We start from the raw sequence: 16,566 nt of genomic DNA, 5'->3' as shown, positions 1-16,566 counted from the left end.
CGGTCAGACGTCGTCCGCGCCGGGAGCGCCCTCGAGGTCGGCGCGGTCGACGGCGCCGACCACGCTCGTGACCACGGGGCGGGTCAACAGGTCGCGCGCGAGGTCGAGGACGTCGTCGGTGCTCACGCGATCGACGCGCTCGAGGGCCGTCGCGAGGTCCGTGAACTCCCCCACCCCGAGCTCGGAGCGGCCGAGCCGCGTCATGCGCGCGTCCGTGTCCTCGAGCGACAGCGTCAGCGCGCCCTCGATCTGGCCCTTCGCACGCGCGAGCTCGTCGGCTGAGATCCCGCTGTCCGTCATCTTGCGGAACTCGTCGTCGACGATGCCGAGCAGCGCCCCGACGTTGTCGGGCGCACAACCGGCGTAGACCCCGAACGCGCCGTTGTCGAGGTACGCCGGGGCGAACGAGGACACGGCGTACGCCAGACCGCGGCGCTCGCGGACCTCTTGGAACAGGCGCGAGGACATGCCCCCACCGAGCACCGCGTTGAGCACGCTGAGCACCGGGCGGCGGTCGTCGCGGAGGTCGAGCCCGTGTGAACCCCGGATGAGGCTGACCTGTTCGGTGGGACGACGGATGAGTTCCAGGCGGGACTCGACGCCCTCCGCCGGGACCTCGGCCGAGCGACGGGCGTTCGGGGTGGCCGGCGGGACGTCCCCGAAGGCCGCCGCGACGAGTTCGACGAGCTGGTCGTGGTCGACCGCGCCCGCGGCCGTGACCACGATGCCGCTCGGCATGTAGTGCTGCCGGTAGTGGTCCAAGACCTCGTCGCGCTCGACCGCACGGATGCTGTCCGGCGTGCCACCGATCGGACGCCCGAGCGCGTGGCCGGCGAAGGCGGCGGCGAAGAAGGCCTCGCCCGCGAGGTCGGCCGGGTCGTCGGCAGCCATCGCGAGCTCCTCGAGGATCACCGCGCGCTCCACGTCGAAGGCCTCCGGGTCGAGGACCGAGTTCGTCACCATGTCGCCGATCACGGCCACGGCCATCGGGACGTCGAGGTCCCGGACGCGGGCGTAGTAGCAGGTGTACTCCTTGGCGGTCGCCGCGTTGTGCTCGCCGCCGACCGAGTCGAACGCCACGGCGATGTCCAACGCGCTGCGTTCGCGTGTGCCCTTGAAGAGCAGGTGCTCGAGGAAGTGGGTCGAGCCGTACTGGCCGGGTTGCTCGTCGCGCGAACCGACCCCCACCCAGTACCCGATGCTCGTCGACCGCGCAGACGGGACCGCCTCGGTGAGCACGCGGACGCCCGAGGCGAGGACCGAACGCCGGACGAGGGTCCCCCCTGCGGTGGGGAAGGCGGTCTCCGGCGCTTCGAGCGGCAACGGCACGGGGCGGTTCATCACGTCGAGCCTACTGAGTCTCCACGGACGTGACTCAGGAACGGCACGCGCTTGTGGACAGCCCGCGGATGACCCGGGGACGGGGTACAGTCGATGCGGACATACGGACTCGTCTGTCTGTCCTCCTCGTGCTAGAGTGACGGCACCGGAACGGCACCGCCCCCTCGATGCCGGTCCGGCGGCTACCGGACAACCGGGTCCTGGTGCGACACACGTCCCCCCGCGGTGTCGCGACAGCCGACGTTGTCCCGAGGAGCCACGCTGTGACGGTCGATTCCCCCCAACCGACCGTCCAGCGTCTCCCGGGACCGACGACACCCGGGTCGAGCGAAGCTCCCCGGACCCGCACCGCGCGTCCGACCGGCGGCGCGAAGCTCCGGATCCTCGAGACGGCGGCCCGGCTCTTCTACGAAGAGGGCATCCGTGGCGTCGGCGTCGACCGGCTCATCGCCGAGGCGAGCGTGACGAAGGCGACCTTCTACAAGCACTACGGCTCGAAGGACAACCTGATCCTCGCCTACGTGCGGAGCCGGCACGAGCAGGTCAAGCAGGCGATGGACACCATCATCGCCGAGGCACCCGACGCACGGACTGCGGTCGGCACCTGGGTCGACACCGTCGTGGACACCACCAACGACCCCGACTTCCGGGGCTGCGCGTTCCTCAACGCCGCGGCGGAGTACCACGACCCCCGACACCCCGTCCGTGAGGTCGTGTCGGCCCACCGCGACTGGTACACCGATCAGCTCGCCGAGCTCCTGCAGCAGGCCGGCCACCCGCTCCCGGGCGACGGCGCCGACGAACTCATGCTCGCGCGTGACGGCGCGATGGTGGGGTCGTACGCCGGGGACACGATCGCGGCGTGCGCGGCTCTGGGCCGCGTGGCGAGTCGCGTGCTCGGCACCGACGCGCCCGCCGCCTGACCTGCCGCCCGGCCGCCGTGCCGCCCGGCCGCCCGGCCGCACGGCCGCCCGGCGCCTCTCCCGCCGAGATCGCAGTCGTTGCCGCTCTGCCGCGGGGCGGAGCGGCAACTTCTGCGATCTCGCGGTGTCCGAATGGCGGCCGGCGGACGGCGGACGGACGGCAGACGCGGAACGGCCGCCGGCCCCGAGGGGACCGACGGCCGTTCCGTCGAGCGCGAGCGTCAGACCGTGGCGCCCTCGGCGTCCGCGGACTCGGCCGCCGTGTCGGCCTCGTCGGCGATCACGGGCGCGAGCGACAGCTTGCCGCGGTCATCGACCTTCGTGACCTCGACGAGGACCTTCTGGCCGACCCCGAGGACGTCCTCGACGTTCTCGACGCGCTTGCCACCGGCGAGCTTCCGGACCTCGGACACGTGGAGGAGTCCGTCTCGGCCCGGGAGGAGCGAGACGAACGCACCGAACGTGGCGATCTTGACGACCGTACCGAGGAACTGGTCCCCGATCTCCGGGTTGGTCGGGTTCGCGATCGCGTTGACCTGGGCGCGAGCGGCCTCGGCCGAGGGACCGTCCACCGCACCGATGTAGACCGTGCCGTCGTCCTCGATCGAGATGTCGGCGCCGGTCTCGTCCTGGATCCCGTTGATCGTCTTGCCCTTCGGGCCGATCAGCTCGCCGATCTTGTCGACCGGGATCTGGACGCTGATGACGCGCGGCGCGGTGTCGGCCATCTCGTCGGGGGCGTCGATCGCCTCGGTCAGGACACCGAGGATCGCCGAACGGGCCTCCTTGGCCTGCTTCAGGGCGGCGTCGAGGACCGACGACGGGATGCCGTCGAGCTTCGTGTCGAGCTGGATCGCGGTGACGAACTCGCTCGTGCCGGCGACCTTGAAGTCCATGTCGCCGAGGGCGTCCTCGGCACCGAGGATGTCGGTCAGGGCCGCGTAGCGGGTCTGACCGTCGACGGTGTCGGAGACGAGACCCATCGCGATGCCCGCGACGGGCGCGCGCAGCGGCACACCGGCGTTGAGGAGCGACAGGGTCGAGGCGCACACGGAGCCCATCGAGGTGGAGCCGTTCGACCCGAGGGCCTCGGACACCTGACGGATGGCGTAGGGGAACTCCTCGCGGCTCGGCAGGACCGGCACGAGGGCGCGCTCGGCGAGGAAGCCGTGTCCGATCTCGCGACGCTTCGGCGAACCGACGCGGCCGGTCTCACCGGTCGAGTAGGGCGGGAAGTTGTAGTGGTGCAGGTAGCGCTTCTTCGTGACCGGGCTCAGGGAGTCGATCTGCTGCTCCATCTTGAGCATGTTCAGCGTCGTGACGCCCAGGATCTGGGTCTCGCCACGCTGGAAGATCGCCGAACCGTGGACGCGCGGGATGACCGCGACCTCGGCGTCGAGCGGACGGATGTCGGCGAGGCCGCGGCCGTCCATGCGGACCTGCTCGGTGAGGATCCGGCCGCGCACGACCTTCTTCGTCACCGACTTGTAGGCGGCGGAGACCTGACCGTTGGCCTCGGCGGGCAGGGTGCCGGCCTCGACCTGGGCCGCGACGGCCTCCTTGACGCGCGCCTTGAGGGCGTCGTCGGCGTCCTGGCGCTCGAGCTTGCCGGCGATCTGGTACACGCCCTTGAGCTCGTCGAGGGCGAGACCCTCGACCGCCGCGTAGACCTCGTCGGAGTACGCCGGGAACACCGGGTAGTCCTGGATCTCCTTGGCGGACTGCGCGGCCATCTTCGCCTGGGCCTCGACGAGGACCTTGAGGAACGGCTTGGCGGCCTCGAGGCCCTGCGCCACGACGGACTCGTCCGGCTTGACGGCGCCACCCTGGATGAGGCCCCAGCTGTTCTCGGTGGCCTCCGCCTCGACCATCATGATCGCGACGTCCTCGTTGCCGGCCTCGTCGGTGACGACCCGGCCGGCGACGGTCAGGTCGAACACGGCCTGCTCGAGCTGCGAGTGCTTCGGGAACGCGACCCACTGGCCGTCGATGAGCGCGAGGCGCACACCGGCGATCGGGCCGGAGAACGGCAGACCGGAGATCTGCGTGGAGGCCGACGCCGCGTTGATCGCGAGGGCGTCGTAGAACTCGTCCGGCGCGATGCTCAGGACCGTGATGACGATCTGGACCTCGTTGCGGAGCCCGTCGACGAACGACGGACGGAGCGGGCGGTCGATGAGCCGGCAGACCAGGATGGCCTCGGTCGACGGTCGGCCCTCGCGGCGGAAGAACGAGCCGGGGATCTTGCCGGCGGCGTAGGAGCGCTCCTCGACGTCGACGGTGAGCGGGAAGAAGTCGAAGCCCTCCCGCGGGTGCTTGCCGGCGCTCGTGGCGCTCAGCAGCATGGTCTCGTCGTCCAGGTACGCGGCGACGGCGCCCTGCGCCTGCTGCGCGAGACGACCGGTCTCGAACCGGACGGTACGGGTACCGAAGCGACCGTTGTCGATCACTGCCTCGGCGAACTTGATCTCGGGACCCTCCAAAGGGGTGCCTCCTCGTGTGCGTGACGGCCACGCACACTCGTCGAGCGTGCGTGGTGGTGTCGGCGTCGTGGTCGACGCCGCATGGTGTGTGTGCAGCAGGGCCGGGGGTCGAGGGCACGGTGTGCACGTGCGCCCACACGACAGCGGGACGCATGCCTGGCCAGCAGTAGAAATCCACGGCGCCGCTCGCCCCGCGTGGGGGACGGTCCCGTAGGTCACCACCGATGACCAGCTTCGTGCCGGCCTGCTCCGGTTGGTTCCAGATCGATGACGGATACGTCACCGACGGTCACGAGCCTAGCATCCGGGTCCGCCGCTCCGGCATGGCTCGCGGCGAACACGCGGTGGGTCGTTAGCCTGGGCCCATGCGTCACTCCTCCCCCACGCGTGCCGCCGCGCCCGGACGTGCGCGCCGTCGGCTGCTCGTGACGGGCCTCACCCTGACCGTGTGCGCGTTCGTCGCGCCGGTCGTCGGAGCCCTCCCGGCCCAGGCCACGACCTACCCGTCGTGGGCGGACGTCCAGGCGGCGAAGGGCAACCAGGCGGCCACGCAGGCCGAGGTCGCGAAGGTGCAGGACGCGCTCAAGGGCCTCCAGTCGGTGGCCGCGCAGAAGTCCGCCGCCGCGCTCACCGCGTCGGCCCAGGCCGCCGCGGCCGAGTCCGACCTCCGGGCGGCGACCCAGACGGCCGACGACCTGACCGCCAGGGCAGCGGCCGCCGCCGAGACCGCGGCGCGCGCTAAGGACCGGGCGGGGCAGCTCGCCGCGCACCTCTACCGCTCGGGCGACAGCGACACGATCACGAGCCGCATCGTCGGTTCCAAGAAGCCCCAGGACCTCCTGTACCAGCTCGGCACCCTCGACCAGTTGTCGGACACGTGGGCCGGTGTGATGAGCGACGCGAGCGTGGCGGCGAACACGGCCACGTCCCTCCACGACCAGGCGCAGCGGGCCGAGGCGGAGCGCCAGCGCCTCGCCGACGCCGCGGAGACCAAGTCGACGGCGGCGGACGCCGCGGAGGCAGCGGCGAACGCCGCGGTGTCGAGCACGCAGCAGCACAGCGACGAGCTGTACGCGCAGCTCGCCACCCTCAAGGACACGACGGCGAAGGTCGAGCGGCAGTACGCGATCGGCCAGGCCGTGGCCGCCCAGGTCGCGGCCCAGAAGCGGGCCGCGCAGCTCGCTGCGGAGCGCGCGGCCGCCCAACGCGCCACGTCCGCCGTCGCGGCGGCCGCGCCCACGACGTCGTACCCGGATCCGTCCGGCGTCGGCGCGGACCCCGCGGGCGCGCAGGCGTACGCGCGAGGCGCGATCGGTGCCTACGGCTGGGGTTCCGACCAGTTCTCGTGCCTCGTGTCGCTGTGGACGCAGGAGTCGGGCTGGCGGGCGAACGCCCTCAACGTCTCGAGCGGCGCCTACGGCATCCCGCAAGCACTGCCCGCGTCGAAGATGGCCACGGCGGGCGCGGACTGGCGGACGAACCAGGACACCCAGATCAACTGGGGCCTGGCGTACATCAAGGACGCGTACGGCAGCCCGTGCGCCGCGTGGAACCACGAGATGAGCGAGAACCCGCACTGGTACTGAGCGGCTCTCCCCCTCCGCGTGCCCCCTACTGACCGAGGCCCTCGAGCAGACTCCCGAAGTCGACGACGTCGGGCTCCGTCACGGGGACACGACGCCGGGAGGTCCGGACCATGTGGGCGAGGTCGGCCCCCGCCCGGCGGATCCGACGGTCGAGTGCCGCCACGCCCTCGGCGTCGCCCCAGTCCTCGGTGGCCGCGAACACCGCGGTCGGCGCCACGGCGGCGCGCAGATAGCTGAAGACCGGTCGGAACCCGTGCTCGACCGTGAGCGAGTGCCGCGGGGAGCCACCGGTCGCACCGAGCAGCACGGGCATGTCGACGAGTGCGTCCGTCTCGAGGACGTCGAGGAACGACTTCGCGAGCCCGCTCATGCCCGCGGTGAACACCGGCGCGACGAACACGACGGCGTCCGCCTCGACGACCTCGGCGACCGCCGCGCCGAGCGCGGGCGGTGTGAAGCGCGTCAGCATCGCGTCGGTGATCTCGTGCGCGAGCGGGCGCAGGTCGACGTGCACGACGCGCGTCGCGCCTCCCGGCACCCCGTCGTCAGGGTCACCGAGGGCGGTCACGGCGGCATCCGCCAGCCGGTCGGCCAGGAGGCGCGACGACGACGGTTCGGACAGCCCCGCGGAGACGACGGCGATGGTGGTCATGCGCGCACCTCCGCGACGTCGCTGGCGACGGCGGCCGACTGCGCGGCCGCGACGAGCGAGGCGTGGGTCGGGGCGTCGGGGACGCCCGGGGCACGGCGGGCCTCGAACTCCTTCCGGAGCACGGGCACGACCTCCTCGCCGAGGATGTCGAGCTGCTCGAGCACGGTCGTGAGCGGCAGCCCCGCGTGGTCCATGAGGAACAGCTGGCGCTGGTAGTCGCCGACGTACTCGCGGAAGCCGAGGGTCCGGTCGATGACCTCCTGCGGGCTGCCGACCGTGAGCGGGGTCTGCCGCGTGAAGTCCTCGAGGCTCGGGCCGTGGCCGTAGACCGGCGCGTTGTCGAAGTACGGGCGGAACTCCGCGACGGCGTCCTGCGAGTTCTTCCGCATGAACACCTGGCCGCCGAGCCCGACGATCGCGTTCGCGGCCGGCCCGTGTCCGTGGTGCTCGAACCGCTCACGGTAGAGCCGGACCATGTTCGCGGTGTGGCTGGCGGGCCAGAAGATGTGGTTCGCGAAGAAGCCGTCGCCGTAGTAGGCCGCCTGCTCGGCGATCTCGGGGGTGCGGATCGAGCCGTGCCAGACGAACGGGGCGACGCCGTCGAGTGGGCGCGGCGTCGCGGTGAAACCCTGCAGCGGCGTGCGGAAGTGGCCCTGCCAGTCGACGACGTCCTCGGTCCAGAGGCGGCGGAGGAGTGCGTAGTGCTCGATGGCGAGGTTGACGCCCTGTCGGATGTCCTGCCCGAACCACGGGTAGACGGGCCCGGTGTTCCCGCGGCCGAGGATGAGGTCGGTGCGGCCGCCGGACACGTGTTGGAGCATCGCGAAGTCCTCGGCGATCTTCACCGGGTCGTTCGTCGTGATGAGTGTCGTGCTCGTGCTGAGGACCAGCCGCTCGGTCTTCGCGGCGAGGTAGCCGAGCATGGTGGTCGGCGAGGACGGCACGAACGGCGGGTTGTGGTGCTCGCCCGTGGCGAAGACGTCGAGGCCGACCTCCTCCGCCTTCTGCGCGATGGTCAGGACCGCCTGGATCCGCTCGGCCTCGGTCGGCGTCCTGCCGGTCGTCGGGTCGGTGGTGACGTCACCCACGGTGAAGATGCCGAACTGCACGATGCGCTCCTCTTTCGATGCGTTTGCATGTACATGGTAGCCGAACGACGGTGCAGTGCACGCTATTCCCGCTCCGTGCGAACGCGCGGGGAGACGACCGCACCCGTCGGGAACGCAGAACGCCCCGCCCCTCCGGTGGGAGGGACGGGGCGTTCGGTCAAGACCGGATCCCCCGCCTGGCGGAGGCACTTCGATCGTCGACCGCAGTGACCGACAGAGCAGTGACTAGCGACGCAGGCCGAGGCGCTCGATGAGCGAGCGGTAGCGGTTGATGTCGACGTCGGCGAGGTAGCCGAGGAGACGACGACGCTGCCCGACGAGGAGCAGCAGACCACGACGCGAGTGGTGGTCGTGCTTGTGCTCCTTGAGGTGCTCGGTGAGGTCCTTGATGCGCTGCGTGAGCACGGCCACCTGGACCTCGGGGGATCCCGTGTCGCCCGGGTGGGTCGCGTACTCTTCGATGATCGCCTTCTTGACGTTCGATTCGAGTGCCATGGGTGATCCCCTTCCTGTTGCTGCGCGGTGCACCACACCGGATGTGTGGGCGCTCTGTGTCCGCGGCCGTTCGACGGCAACCTCACGATGATACCCCACCGGCCCGTCGCCGGACGACCCCGACGGGCCCCGTCCGGCCCCGGCCCGTTGCCGGACGACCCCGACGAGCCCCGTCCGTGCCCCGGAGTCAGCTGAACAGTGCCCCGACGAGGCCGGGGACGGCCGCGACGACCGCGACGAGGCCGGCCGCGACGCCCGCACACTCGGCACCCGCCCACGCGAGACGCGCAGCGCGGGCGACCCGCACCTCCCGTCCGAGCGCTGCGAACCGTGCCACGACGTCGGCGGGCTCACCCTCGGGCCGCACGCCCCACGTCTCGGTGGAGGTCACGGCCCCGGCGAGCGCCCACACCGCGTCCTGACCGAGGACCGTCGGGAGCCGGCGGAGCGTCCGGACGAGGTGACGGGCGTCGACGACGCGGACGTCCTCCGGCGCGCGTCGGACCTGCACCCGGGCGGCGTGCACCACCGCGACGAGACTCGTCACCGGTGCGACGGGGAGCGTGAGCGCCGCCAGGGCACGCAGCACGCGCGTCCGATCGCTCCGTGCCGCGTGCACGTACGGCCGGCGCTGACCCGCGACGAGCACGGTGTCGCCGCCGACCCACACGCGAGCATCGCGGTGGTGCTTCGTGTGCACCGTGACGACACCCATGGGTCCGACGACGAGGTGGTCGATGTCCGTGCCCGAGTCCGTCACCGGGATGGAGTGCAGTACGACGTGCTCCGGTCCGAGCCCCTCGAGGAGCCGCGCGGTCACGCGCTCCCCCACCACGCCGACGTACCAGGACCGCGCCGCGTCGGTGAGCACGCGCGCGCCGACGACGCGTGCGAGACGGCCTCGCGGTGGCGCGGCCGCCTGCTCGGCGAGGCAGGCCGCCATGAGCGTCTGCCCGGGGACCCGGTCCGTGAGGTCGTCGAGTCGTACCGCCCCCGGGACGTCGTGGGTGGGCACGCGGTGGTCCTCCTGTCGGGCCGTCCTGCACGGCCCACCACCCAGGGTGTCGGACCCGGGCAGGCCGGTGCCAGCTCCAGAAGGGGTGCCCCCCGGACGGCCGGACCAGGGGACGGACGGGAGGACCGGGGTCGACCGGTCGCGCGACGCGCGGCCGTCAGACCATGCGCGGGCGCCGGCGGCGGCGTTCGGGCACCGCCGACCGGGCCAACCCGATGAGCGTGGCGCCGAGGAACCCCCCGAGCCCGTTCGAGAGGACGTCGCGCGGATCGGCGACGCGGCCCGGCAGGGCGACGTGCTGCGTCCACTCGATGCCCACCGAGAGTCCGACGGCGAGCATGCCCGCGAGGAACCACGCCCGCCGGGGCAGCCACATCGCCGCGATCGCACCGACCGGGACGAACATCGCGATGTTCGCCATGAACTCCGCGCGGTCGTAGGTGACCCACGCCGTCGCCGCGTGCTGCTGGGCCAGCCGGAGGACGAGGGCGACCGCATCACTGCCGGAGCGGGAGAACAGCTGGGGTGTCAGCGTCATCCGCCACACCACCCAGGCGTAACCGGCGGTGACGACGAGCAGCAGCAGTCTCCGGAACATCCGCACAGTCTGGGGCAGCAGCCTGCCGCACCCCTGTGCCCTGGCTGGACACCGACCGCGCCGCGCCTGGCAGATCGCACACAGCGGACCGGCGAGTGGCCGCCGCGGGGCCGGTGATGCGAGGCTGGTCCGACCGACCCGTGAGGACGAGGAGGACCGCCATGCCCACGGAGCGGCCTGACCCCCGCCCGCCGGCCGGCCACCACCGGTCGGGGCGCCGCCAGTGGGCCGTCCTCGGCGCGGTCGCCGTGGGGCTGGCGCTGCTGCTCGTGCTCGCGTTGACGGTCGTCCTGCCCCACGCCGACCGGAACGGAGGCTCCATGTCGACCCCCGATGCCACCCCCACGCCGACGCGCGTCATCGCGACCCGCAGGACCGCGGCTGAGGCCTTCCCCGGCGGACTCGCCGTGCAGCCCACGAGCGTGAACCACCCCGCCCGGTCCGAGTCCGCCGCTCGCACCCGCGGCGACGTCGCGACGGCGAACGCGCTCTCGGTGATCGCGGACCAGCCGATCGCCACGTGGCTCACGGGCGCGGGGTCGAACGCCGACACCGTGCGCACGGTCCGCGCGGTGCTCGAGAGCGCGCAGACGCACCAGGCGACCCCGACGTTCGTGCTCTACGCCGTGCCGGACCGCGACTGCGGCGGGTACTCGAAGGGCGGCCTCGGCACGGCCGCCTACGGCCCCTGGGTGCGGCACGTGGCCGACGCCATGCGGGGATCGCACGCCGTCGTGCTCGTCGAACCGGACTCCCTCGCCCAGATCTCGAACTGCCCCCGCATCGGGACGAGTCGCATCCCGGTGATCCGGCAGGCCGTGCACACCCTCGTCGACGCCGGGCTCACGGTGTACCTCGACGGCGGCAACGAGGACCGCGTTCCCGTGGACACCATGGCGCGGCGTCTCCGCGAGGCCGGTGTCGACGAGGCCCAGGGCTTCTCGACGAACGTGTCGAACTTCTACCGCGTCGACCAGGAGCGCGCGTACGCCGACCGGCTCGCGGACCGCATCGGGGGCGACCCGCACTTCGTCATCGACGTGTCCCGCAACGGCCGGGGGTGGCTCGGCACCTGGTGCAACCCGCCGGGGGCCGGGCTCGGGCAGACCCCGCACGTCACCGCCGGCTCCACCCGACTCGACGCCCTGCTCTGGGTGAAGACCCCCGGGCTGAGCGACGGCACGTGCAACGGTGGACCGGCCGCGGGGCAGTGGTGGCAGCAGTACGCGCTCGACCTCGTGGAGCACCGGAAACGGGGCTGACCGCCGGCGAGATCAGGCCGCGACGTCCCCCGCCTCCGCCGCACCGGCGTCCTCGTCGGTCGCGATGACGTCGAGCACGACGAGCCGCCGGGTCGGCCGCGTCATGGCGACGTACACGGCGGCGGCCGCGCGGGCAGCGTCGGCGCCGACGCCGTCCGGGTCGACGAGCACCACGCCGTCGAACTCGAGCCCCTTGGCCTCGGCACCGGTGAGGACGGTGACCGCGCCGGGCCGTGGCGCCTCGAGTGAACGGAGGTCGTCCGTGGTCGCCGCCAGCCGCTCGCGGATCACCGCGATCGCGTCGTCGGGCGCGATGACGCCCATGGTGCCCGTGCCGATCCGACGCCGCTCGGCCCGGACCTGCTCGACGACCGCGTCGACGAGGCCGGCGCGGGACACCGCGACGTGCTCGACCGGATCACCGTCACGGACGGCACGGGTGGCGGTGACCGCGAGCCCGGCGTCCTCAGCGAACCGACCGGCGGCTTCGACGATCTGCCGCGGCGTGCGGTAGTTGACGGTGAGGTACTCGATCCGGTGGTCGAGCGGCACGCGGGGAGCCCGGCCTCGACGACGGCGGGCGAGGGCACCGAGCACGTCGTCCCAGCTCCGCGCGGCGGCGGGCGAGGACCCCTGCGCCATGTCCCCGACGATCGTGAAGGACCGCAACGGGTTCCGCCGCGCGAGCACCCGCCACTGCATCGGCGAGAGCTCCTGGGCCTCGTCCACCACGATGTGGCCGTAGGTCCACTCGCGGTCCTCCGCTGCACGCTCCGCGATGGTGCGCGGGTCACCGCCCTCGGCGAAGGACCCCGCGACCTGCTCCGCCGTCACGATGCCCTCGACGCCCATGTTCTCGATCGCGATGCGGGCGTTCTCGACGTCGCGCTGTCGGGCCGCCTTCGCCTGCCGCCGGGCGCCACCGCCCGAGGGGTCGAACGGGCCGAGGAGCTCGGCGGCCTCGTCGAGCAGCGGGACGTCCTCGACCGTGAACCCGGCACCGCGCGAGCGTCGGAGCAACGCCCGCCGGTCAGCGGACCAGTGCGGGGTCAGCGAGGCGAGCCAGTTCGGGCGCGCGTAGAGGTCCTCGACGAACTTCTCGGCCGGGAGCGGCATCCACGCGCCGTTCAGCAGCACCCGCACGTCGTACGACGAACGGACGTCCTCGCGGAGGACCTTCTCGTCGGCCTCGTCCACCGTGGTCCCGCGCTCGCGCAGCTGCTCGGCGAGCAGACCGGTGAGGGCATCGAGTGCCGCCTTGTTGAAGGTCACCCGCGCGACGTTGTGCGGCTTGCCCCGCTCCTGGGCCTTCCGCATCGCCGCGGCGATGAGCGACGGCGGGACCACGAGACGCTCGCCCTCGATGTCGACCGTGACGGTCTCGGTCGGCACGATCTGCCGCGACCGCACCGCGCGGCGGAGCAGGTCGGCCATCTCGGCCGACCCCTTGACCGCGGCGGCCCGCGCGCCGTCGTGCCGATCGGTGTCGACGCCCGGGTACAGGGACCCGAGGGACGCCATGACGACGCCCGTCTCGCCGAGCGACGGGAGGACCTGCTCGATGTACGTCAGGAACGCCGGCGACGGACCGACGACGAGCACGCCGGAGCCGCGGAGACGCTCGCGGTGCGAGTACAGCAGGTAGGCCGCCCGGTGGAGTGCGACGGCGGTCTTGCCGGTGCCGGGGCCACCCTGCACGACGAGGACGCCCTCGATGGCGGACCGGATGATGCGATCCTGCTCGCCCTGGATCGTCGCGACGATGTCGGTCATCCGGCCCGTGCGGTCCGCGCTCACGGCGGCCAGCAGCGCGCCCTCACCCTGCAGGTGGGTGCGCTCGCTGTCGTAGAGCGTCGCGTCGAACACCTCGTCCTCGACGCCGACGACCTCGCGACCGGCCAGCGTCAGGTGCCGACGCGCGCGCATGCCCATCGGGTGGGCCGCCGTCGCCTGGTAGAACGCGCTGGCGCCGGGGACGCGCCAGTCGAGCAGCAGCGGCCGGTGCTCGGCGTCGCGGAGCCCGACGCGGCCGATGTAGCGGAAGGCGCTCTCGTCCTGCTCCGGGTCCGCGACCTCGAGGCGGCCGAACACGAGCCGGTCCCCGACGCGCTCGAGCGTCGTGAGGGTGTCCTCGTAGAGGCGGGCGAAGGCGTCGCGTTCGCTGCGGCTCTGGTGGTTCCCACCGACGGACTCACGACGGGTCTCGGCCAGCCGCCGGGCGGCGTCCGCGGACAACTCGTCGAGCCGTGCGAACAGGCCGTCGACGTACTGACGTTCGCGGTCGACTTCTGACTCCTCGGTCACGCAACACCCTTCGGGACGGGGGTGACAAGTGTAGCCCCGCGCGCGCCGTGGTGGGAGGTGTCGGCGTGGAGGTACGACGGGGCCGGTCCGACCGGCCCCGTCGCGGGCTCACATCTCCTCGTGCGAGTCGGGGTCGCCGCCCCAGAGCCGGCCACGCTCGAGCCCGGAGATCGCCGTCATCTCGTCGTCGGTGAGCTCGAACGCGAACACGTCGATGTTCTCGCGCTGCCGTCCGGGGTCGCCCGACTTCGGCACCGGCACGGCACCGAGCTGCACGTGCCACCGCAGCACGACCTGCCCCGGGGTGACCCCGTGCACCGCCGCGGCGTCCGTGACGACGCGTTCGGTCAGGAGCTCGCTCTGCTTGGCGAGCGGGCTCCAGCTCTCGGTCACGATCCCGAGGCGCTCGTGCACCGCGCGGAGGGCGCCCTGGGGGAAGTACGGGTGCAGCTCGACCTGGTTGACCGCGGGGGCCACACCGGTCGCGTCGACGATGCGCTGCAGGTGCTCCTCGGTGAAGTTCGAGACGCCGATGGAGCGGACGACGCCGCTGTCCCGGAGGTCGACGAAGGCCTTCCAGGTGTCGACGAATTTGTCGACGGACGGGTTCGGCCAGTGGATGAGGTACAGGTCGACCGAGTCCAACCCGAGGTTGCCGAGGGTCTCCTCGATCGATCGGTGCGCCTCGTCGTACCCGTGGTGTCGCCCGGGCAGCTTCGAGGTGACGACGAGGTCCTCACGCGGGAGACCGCACTCGCGTACGGCACGGCCCACGGCGTCCTCGTTGCCGTAGTTGAGCGCCGTGTCGAGGAGCCGGTAGCCCGCGTCGATGCCGGCACGGACCGCCGCCACGCCCTCGTCGCCGTTCAGCCCGTACGTCCCGAGCCCGAGGCGCGGGAAGGCGGTGCCGTCGTTGAGCTCGACGGTGGGGACCGCGGTCGGCATCAGCGCACGCCGAGGAGGTCGATGACGAAGATCAGGGTCTTGCCGGACAGGAAGTGCCCGCCACCGGCCGGCCCGTAGGCGAGATCCGGCGGCACGACGAGCTTGCGACGGCCGCCGACCTTCATGCCGGGGATGCCCTCTTGCCAGCCGCGGACGAGCGCCGCGAGCGGGAAGTCGATCGGCTCGCCCCGGTTCCAGGAGCTGTCGAACTCCTCGCCGGAGTCGTACTCGACGCCCGCGTAGTGCACCTTGACGGTCGATCCGGGCTGGGCCTCCGCGCCGTCGCCCTCGACGATGTCGGTGATGACGAGCTCGGTCGGGGCGGGGCCCTCCGGGGCGTCGAACTCGGGCTTGCTGTTGAGGTCAGTCATGTCGCCATCCAACACGACGAGGGTGACGCCCGCATGACGGCCGGTCCCACCGGGCGCGTCCGGGTGCGGGGGACGGCAGAATGGTCCCACCGTGACTCCACATCCGGCCGACGACGGCCCCGCCTCCCCCACGATCAGACCCCCACCACTCCGACCCCTCCCGCGTCCGTCGACACCGAGCCGACCCGGCACCGGTCGCTCCTCGCCGACCTCACGCCGCTGCGCCGGTCCCCCGCGTTCGCCCGCCTCTGGGTCGGGAGCTCGGTCGCCGGCATCGGGACCCAGATGACGACCGTCGCCGTCGGCCTCGAGGTGTACGACATCACCCGGTCGACGTTCGCGGTCTCGCTCGTCGGGGTCATCTCGCTCGTGCCGATGATCGCGGCCGGGCTGTACGGCGGCATGCTCGCCGACGCGTTCGACCGCCGCGCCGTCGCCCTCGCGAGCGCGGTCCTCGCCTGGGTGTCCACCGCCCTCATCGCCACGCACGCCTGGCTCGGCCTCGAGAACGTGGCGCTGCTGTACGTGCTCGCGACGGTGAACGCGGTCGCCGGGACGGTGATCGGGGCCTCCCGCTCCGCGATCATCCCGCGGCTCATCGGCACCGACCTGCTGCCGGCCGCCGGAGCGCTCAGCGGCATCGGGACGGGATTCGCGGTCACGGTGGGGCCCGCCGTCGCCGGCGTGCTCGTGGCCGCCGTCGGGTACGCGCCCACCTACACGATCGACGTCGTCCTCTTCAGCTTCGCGTTCACGGGGGTCATCACGCTGCCGCGCATGGCGCCGGAGCACGACGCACAGCGCCCGGGGCTCGGGTCGCTCGTCGAGGGCGCGCGGTTCCTCCGGCGCTCCCCGACGATCACGATGACGTTCGTGCTCGACATCATCGCGATGACGTTCGGCCAACCCCGCGTCCTGTTCCCCGCGATCGGGGCGCTCGTCATCGGTGGCGGCTCGATCACGGTCGGCGTGCTCACGGCCGCGTACGCCGTGGGGGCACTCGTGTCGAGCGTGTTCTCCGGCCCGCTCGGACACGTCCGACGCCAGGGTGAGGCGGTGGGTTGGGCGATCACGGTCTACGGGGCCTCGATCGCCGTGTTCGGCATCGTGATCGCGGCCGCCCACGCGCTCGGCGGCCGCGCCCACGTCGGGTTCGGCATCGGGATCCTGCCGGCGCTCGTGCTCGCGTCCGCGGCGCTCCTGGTGTCCGGTGGTGCGGACAACGTGAGCAGCGTGTTCCGCGGGACGATCCTCCAGGCCGCCGCACCGGACGGCATGCGCGGCCGACTGCAGGGCATCTTCGTCGTCGTGGTGACCGGCGGTCCCCGGATCGGCGACCTGTACGCGGGCCTCGTCGTGGCCGTCGGCATCGCGGTCCCGCCGATCGTCGGCGGCGTCGTGATCATCGGACTCGTGGCGCTCCTGCTGCGCCTCGTTCCCTCGTTCCGGCGGTACGACGCCCTCCGCCCCGCGGACGGCTAG

General features: G+C 72.5%; 14 protein-coding genes. 4 read left to right on the top strand and 10 right to left on the bottom strand.

All coding sequences use genetic code 11. The features are described from left to right. Nucleotides 1–3 precede the first annotated feature (3 nt). Nucleotides 4–1,341: a M16 family metallopeptidase gene (locus DEI93_RS04465; RefSeq protein WP_111120420.1), complete on the bottom strand. Its 1,338-nt coding sequence runs from the start codon at nucleotides 1,339–1,341 to the stop codon at nucleotides 4–6. A 263-nt stretch (nucleotides 1,342–1,604) separates the two neighbouring features. Here DEI93_RS04465 and DEI93_RS04460 point away from each other — a divergent pair, with 263 nt between their 5' ends. Next, nucleotides 1,605–2,264 carry a TetR/AcrR family transcriptional regulator gene (locus DEI93_RS04460; protein WP_258372318.1) on the top strand — a complete coding sequence of 220 codons (660 nt, stop codon included), beginning with the start codon at nucleotides 1,605–1,607 and terminating at the stop codon, nucleotides 2,262–2,264. 221 nt (nucleotides 2,265–2,485) lie between these two features. On the opposite strand, the gene DEI93_RS04455 is transcribed toward DEI93_RS04460, so the two are convergent. Next, complete coding sequence (locus DEI93_RS04455) at nucleotides 2,486–4,747, bottom strand: polyribonucleotide nucleotidyltransferase (RefSeq protein WP_111120422.1); 2,262 nt, start codon at nucleotides 4,745–4,747, stop codon at nucleotides 2,486–2,488. Nucleotides 4,748–5,112: 365 nt separating this feature from the next. Between DEI93_RS04455 and DEI93_RS04450 the strand changes: the two genes are divergently transcribed. Next, entirely contained in the window at nucleotides 5,113–6,333 is a 1,221-nt protein-coding gene (locus DEI93_RS04450) for a coiled-coil domain-containing protein (RefSeq protein ID WP_258370222.1), read from the top strand. 25 nt (nucleotides 6,334–6,358) lie between these two features. Here the strand turns inward: DEI93_RS04450 and DEI93_RS04445 are convergent, their stop codons facing one another. The 5 genes from DEI93_RS04445 to DEI93_RS04425 form a co-directional block, all read right to left on the bottom strand. Then, entirely contained in the window at nucleotides 6,359–6,985 is a 627-nt protein-coding gene (locus DEI93_RS04445) for a CE1759 family FMN reductase (RefSeq protein WP_111026898.1), read from the bottom strand. Further along, the gene (locus DEI93_RS04440; RefSeq protein WP_111011094.1) at nucleotides 6,982–8,094 is read right to left on the bottom strand and encodes an LLM class flavin-dependent oxidoreductase; all 1,113 of its coding nucleotides are present in this window, start codon (nucleotides 8,092–8,094) and stop codon (nucleotides 6,982–6,984) included. The genes DEI93_RS04445 and DEI93_RS04440 overlap by 4 nt, the downstream gene beginning before the upstream one ends. 225 nt (nucleotides 8,095–8,319) lie before the next feature. Beyond that, the gene (gene rpsO, locus DEI93_RS04435) at nucleotides 8,320–8,589 is read right to left on the bottom strand and encodes a 30S ribosomal protein S15 (protein WP_111011093.1); all 270 of its coding nucleotides are present in this window, start codon (nucleotides 8,587–8,589) and stop codon (nucleotides 8,320–8,322) included. 187 nt (nucleotides 8,590–8,776) lie between these two features. Further along, the gene (locus tag DEI93_RS04430) at nucleotides 8,777–9,604 is read right to left on the bottom strand and encodes a nuclease-related domain-containing protein (protein ID WP_111120423.1); all 828 of its coding nucleotides are present in this window, start codon (nucleotides 9,602–9,604) and stop codon (nucleotides 8,777–8,779) included. 157 nt (nucleotides 9,605–9,761) lie between these two features. After that, entirely contained in the window at nucleotides 9,762–10,202 is a 441-nt protein-coding gene (locus DEI93_RS04425) for a VanZ family protein (protein ID WP_111011091.1), read from the bottom strand. Nucleotides 10,203–10,363: 161 nt separating this feature from the next. Here DEI93_RS04425 and DEI93_RS04420 point away from each other — a divergent pair, with 161 nt between their 5' ends. Further along, the gene (locus DEI93_RS04420) at nucleotides 10,364–11,464 is read left to right on the top strand and encodes a glycoside hydrolase family 6 protein (RefSeq protein ID WP_181436111.1); all 1,101 of its coding nucleotides are present in this window, start codon (nucleotides 10,364–10,366) and stop codon (nucleotides 11,462–11,464) included. 12 nt (nucleotides 11,465–11,476) lie between these two features. On the opposite strand, the gene DEI93_RS04415 is transcribed toward DEI93_RS04420, so the two are convergent. The 3 genes from DEI93_RS04415 to DEI93_RS04405 all read right to left on the bottom strand — a co-directional run bounded on the left by DEI93_RS04415 (nucleotide 11,477) and on the right by DEI93_RS04405 (nucleotide 15,084). Beyond that, nucleotides 11,477–13,768, bottom strand: coding sequence for a HelD family protein (locus DEI93_RS04415; RefSeq protein WP_111120424.1), 2,292 nt, complete (start codon nucleotides 13,766–13,768; stop codon nucleotides 11,477–11,479). 108 nt (nucleotides 13,769–13,876) lie between these two features. Then, nucleotides 13,877–14,713, bottom strand: coding sequence for an aldo/keto reductase (locus DEI93_RS04410; protein ID WP_111011088.1), 837 nt, complete (start codon nucleotides 14,711–14,713; stop codon nucleotides 13,877–13,879). Continuing rightward, the gene (locus DEI93_RS04405) at nucleotides 14,713–15,084 is read right to left on the bottom strand and encodes an FKBP-type peptidyl-prolyl cis-trans isomerase (RefSeq protein WP_111011087.1); all 372 of its coding nucleotides are present in this window, start codon (nucleotides 15,082–15,084) and stop codon (nucleotides 14,713–14,715) included. The genes DEI93_RS04410 and DEI93_RS04405 overlap by 1 nt, the downstream gene beginning before the upstream one ends. Nucleotides 15,085–15,117: 33 nt before the next feature. On the opposite strand from DEI93_RS04405, the gene DEI93_RS04400 reads away from it, so the two are divergent. Beyond that, nucleotides 15,118–16,566: an MFS transporter gene (locus DEI93_RS04400; protein ID WP_284158612.1), complete on the top strand. Its 1,449-nt coding sequence runs from the start codon at nucleotides 15,118–15,120 to the stop codon at nucleotides 16,564–16,566.

Source organism: Curtobacterium sp. MCBD17_035 (assembly GCF_003234815.2).
GTDB lineage: Bacteria > Actinomycetota > Actinomycetes > Actinomycetales > Microbacteriaceae > Curtobacterium.
Note: the sequence above shows the minus strand (reverse complement) of the source record. Positions and strands in the feature narration are given on the sequence as shown.